The organism is Syntrophomonas sp. UBA5494 (assembly GCF_002426325.1).
The window spans coordinates 512-4,670 of sequence record NZ_DIPG01000118.1; the positions used below are offsets into that span (position 1 = coordinate 512).

The following is a 4,159-nucleotide window of genomic DNA, read 5'->3' on the forward strand; positions in this document are numbered from 1 at the left end:
CCCCCGTGCAGCAGACGGTTTACGTACCCACGGAATATAATGCGGATATCGGTTATTTTAATGTTCCGCATGGTGAGGGCAAGGCTTTGCATCTGTATAACCGCCAATATGCCTCCTCCACAAAAACCTCGGAGAACTCTGTTGAGGTAATATTGGACGCGGATTCACCGGAAAATGCGGAACTGACGGTGGGAGGTACGATAACGGCAACTGTTGCCGAAGTCAGAAACGGTAATTACAATACGCCCATCGGTGACAGTCAGCTGGTGCTTTCAACGGCGGGGGATTCGGCCTATGCGGTCCAGCTGGCTCAGCTGATTCCCGGAAGCCAGGTAGAGATTTCCGTATACGACCAAAACGGCGGAAACCTGTCAAATAGCAAGGAAGCCATCGGAGTATACTACCTGCTTTACGATAAGGGTCAATATGTTTCCAGCGGAACCAACTTGAATCCGAGAACCATCATCGGTATCAAACCGGACGGAACCCTTATGCTGTATGCACTTGACGGCAGACAGCCGGGTTTTTCGGAAGGTCTTGGACTGACGGACGTGGCCAAACACCTGGTTGATCTGGGCTGCAGCACCGTTGTGAATATGGACGGAGGCGGCTCCACGGTCATGGCCGTGAGAGCGGGGGGAATGGATTCCCGGGCGGTTGCCAAGAATTCCCCTTCCGAAAAAAACCAGCGAAAAACTACCAATGGCCTGCTTCTGGTATACGATGAACGCGGGGATTCCGATGCCGAGCATTTGCACACTTACCCAAGTCAGCCTCTTGCCATGCCGGGGGCGGACATTCAGCTTAAAACCTACGCATCCAACAATAAATATGAGCCGGTTTCGTTGAGAAAAAGTATAGAATACAGCCTTGATTCCGATTCGGACGGCTCTGTGGACGAGAACGGCCTCTTTACCGCCGGGAGGGCCATCGGAACTGCCGTGATTGAAGTGGAAAGCGGAGATCTCAGTACAACGGCGCAGGTCGATATTCAAAACAAGATAACCTTTGCTCCCAATGTGCGGAATCTGGAAATCGATCCGGGGGAAATCTTCGACATCAATGTAACGGCCAAATTCGGGTATGCTCCCATTGCAAGCAGGGACAGCCTGTTTATATGGACCTGCGATCCTGTCATCGGTACCATCGATGCCAACGGACTCTTTCAAGCCACGAATGAATCTGGAATAGCCGGCAATATCTATGTGGAATATAACGGCGTACAACAGACCATACCCGTTCAGGTCGGCCCTGCAAGCCTTGATTTCGCGGATACGAAAACACACTGGGCCCGAGACTATATCGGGAGATTGGCGGCCAGAGGGATCGTAAAAGGAATGGGCAATGATTGCTATTTGCCGGATAATTCCCTCACCAGAGCCGAATTCCTGACCATGCTTGCCAATACCATCAAGGGCTTAGACGTAACCCAGTCCACGCCGGCGGGCTTTACGGATGTACCCGCTACGGAATGGTATTACAATTATGTCAACTGGGGTTTTGAAAAAGGAATTGTAAAGGGAATTGACGATGTCAGCTTTGATCCCAATGGAAAGATAACCCGGGAGCAAATGGCGATCATGCTGGATAATCTGACCGAAAGTACCGACTTAATTCTTCCGGAAACCCATGCGGGAATGTCCTTTACGGACGACGCCTTGATCAGTCCCTGGGCTGCCGAATCTGTGAATAGGATCGTATCCTCGGGTCTCATGGGGGGATATCCGGAAGGCGATTATAAACCGCAGGGGAATGCGACCCGGGCGGAAGCCGCAACTGTTGTCTACAAACTGATCATGATACAAGATAAGCACTAGAAACCCATTCGCCACCCCGTCGATACAATAAAACGGTTTTATTCCAATTCCGCCCTGTTCACCTAATGCAGCATCTTTATAGAGGCTGGCTGAGAATTAACTTGGCCGGCCTTTCTTCATTTTCCACTGCGGAGTTGCGCCAGGAAGCCCTTCAGTCCAGGCGTTCCGGCCTATCTCTGCTATTGCCCGGAAAACCAGGAAAAGCGGATATAGCCTTCGCAGTTGGCGCCGTAACCGATGCCGGGGACCGGCCGCTCTAAGAATATCAAAAGCGAACCGGTAAAAGCCGCCGGTGTGCTGCTTAAAATTGTACAGGGCATAGAAGAATCCGCCGGAATCGCTATTTTCTATGCATTTATTGGCATGCCCGGCAATGGTTGTATATTTCCCCCGCCGTGTTCAACCCCCTTTATGCAAATATTTTTCCAGGCGCATAATGGCAGCCTGGCCAGCATCGGTTTAGCAAGCTCCGGTGCTCCGGGATCTATGCCACACCACAGAAAATTCCTGGAATATGATGGCTTTGGCATTAATCGGAGAATATTGGCAGCGTGCCATTGGCACCAAATGGTACCGTCTTATAAAGGTGCTTAGCCGGCAGCATTCAGCAGGCTGCCATAGATGAGGGTACATACCCGGGTTTATGCCCGGATAGGGGATAAACCGCTCCATATGCGGGATTTGTCACCTGCCGTTTAGGCGGGTAGAATGGAACAGCAAATGGGACAGCACCTGGAAGAAAGGAAGAGTGATATGAGACACAAGAAGCTTGTGGCAGTATTATCGATCATACTGCTTGGACTGACCAGTTTGAATATATCCATGGCAGAACCGGCTGATCTGAACGATAAAGCATTGAAGATAGAGATGCAGGATGAGAACGCGACGGAAACGGTGGACCGGCAGCAGGTGGATAACAACCTTGTTTCTGAAGAGAATGGGGTTGCCGCTGACAAAACCATAGCGGCTCAGCCAATCAGCCAGCCCATTCCTGACCGGAATAACCAGGCGCCTGCTGTTTCGCGAAAATCGGCTCATGTATCCAGCCATAACCTGGATAGCCTGGCCAAGGTGGTTTTTGGCGAGGCCCGCGGAGAGCCTTTTGTGGGGCAGGTAGCCATAGCGGCTGTGGTTTTGAACCGGGTCGAGTCTGATAAATTTGGCAGTACCGTCAATGAGGTCATATTTGAACCGGGAGCCTTTACGGCTGTCAGCGACGGGCAATATTATCTGCAGCCCAATAACGAGGCCTATCAAGCGGCACAGGCTGCCATAGACGGGTGGGATCCCACCAATGATGCCATATATTATTGGAACCCGGCCACGGCTACGAATAAATGGATATGGAGCCGTCCCATCACAATAACCATAGGCAAACACGTATTTGCTCACTAATTGAAAAAGCCTGCCGGCTCGGCAGGATCAGACCGTCGACAAAAGCGAATACCTGCGTTGCTCAATAGGTCCACTCAACGTACTATTTGTACGCCTCAATCGTGGGCCTATTGAGCGCCTTGTTCTTCGCTTCCGTCGCTCGCTCTGCCCAGCTCGTTGACCTTGTCAACAAGCTGACCCTGCCGGCCCGGCAGGGTCACCCGGGCGTAGATGAATACGTTACAGCCCAATACTTTTTACAATGATGAAAATCAGCAACAGCCATATCAGGACGATAGGCAATGCGTAATACCATTTTTTCGGTTTGCCGTCCGACCATAAGTCAGCGGCTTCTTTGCGGCACTCCGCAAACACCTCCGCAGGAATCAACTTAACTGTGAGCGCAATTAAACCGGGCAGTAGAATCACATCGTCCAACAGCCCAATGACGGGTATAAAGTCGGGGATGAAATCAAGGGGAGAAAGCGCATACGCCACCGTAAACGCCGCCAGCAACTTGGCAAGCAGGGGCGTTTCTTTTCTTTTCAAGGCGAGAAACACGGCAGGGATATCGGTTTTAAGGCGCTTGGCGCGCTCCTTTATCTTCATATATCGTCAGCGCACCTCCTTCGTGTGTTCCTATTTGGCGGCGGGTTTCAGGCTTGCATCCCCCTGGAGCGGTTTGCAGCCCTTTGAAAAGGTGAAACCGGCTACCGTTAAATTGTATTAAAGACGGCATTATCAGGTCAATACAGCAAAGTGAAAACCGCGCCAGCGGCGCGATTTCTTGTGGTAAGAACCCCCAGCTTTTATCACGAGAGCGACGGACAAGTGACGCAACGAGTGAAAGGAAACTGGCGGAAGATCGTGGCGTTTCAAGAACCGGCACCGCCACCTGCTTGGCAAGCTTGATATAATGAACATTAGTATATAAAGCGAAGTATGAAAAGGTGATAAAAATGTTTAGA

The 4,159-nt window shown here is 51.0% G+C and carries 6 protein-coding genes; 2 read left to right on the forward strand and 4 right to left on the reverse strand.

Features of this window, described 5'->3' with window-relative positions:
* Positions 1-1,817, forward strand: a 1,817-nt coding sequence (locus B3W37_RS12990; RefSeq protein WP_483176086.1) for an S-layer homology domain-containing protein, incomplete at its 5' end; no start/stop codon positions are given.
* A 179-nt stretch (positions 1,818-1,996) separates the two neighbouring features.
* On the opposite strand, the gene B3W37_RS12995 is transcribed toward B3W37_RS12990, so the two are convergent.
* Positions 1,997-2,137 (reverse strand): hypothetical protein, encoded by a 141-nt coding sequence (locus B3W37_RS12995; RefSeq protein ID WP_483170830.1) that lies wholly within the window; start codon positions 2,135-2,137, stop codon positions 1,997-1,999.
* 388 nt (positions 2,138-2,525) lie between these two features.
* On the opposite strand from B3W37_RS12995, the gene B3W37_RS13000 reads away from it, so the two are divergent.
* Entirely contained in the window at positions 2,526-3,212 is a 687-nt protein-coding gene (locus B3W37_RS13000) for a cell wall hydrolase (protein WP_483176087.1), read from the forward strand.
* Positions 3,213-3,319: 107 nt separating this feature from the next.
* On the opposite strand, the gene B3W37_RS13005 is transcribed toward B3W37_RS13000, so the two are convergent.
* From B3W37_RS13005 to B3W37_RS13015, 3 genes are all read right to left on the reverse strand, one after another.
* A complete protein-coding gene (locus B3W37_RS13005) occupies positions 3,320-3,442 on the reverse strand; it encodes a hypothetical protein (RefSeq protein WP_483170833.1) in 123 nt (40 codons plus the stop codon).
* Positions 3,432-3,800 carry a YkvA family protein gene (locus B3W37_RS13010; RefSeq protein ID WP_483176088.1) on the reverse strand — a complete coding sequence of 123 codons (369 nt, stop codon included), beginning with the start codon at positions 3,798-3,800 and terminating at the stop codon, positions 3,432-3,434. The genes B3W37_RS13005 and B3W37_RS13010 overlap by 11 nt, the downstream gene beginning before the upstream one ends.
* Positions 3,769-4,159 (reverse strand): hypothetical protein (locus tag B3W37_RS13015; RefSeq protein WP_483176089.1); only part of this gene is annotated, 391 nt, incomplete at its 5' end. The genes B3W37_RS13010 and B3W37_RS13015, both read right to left, overlap by 32 nt.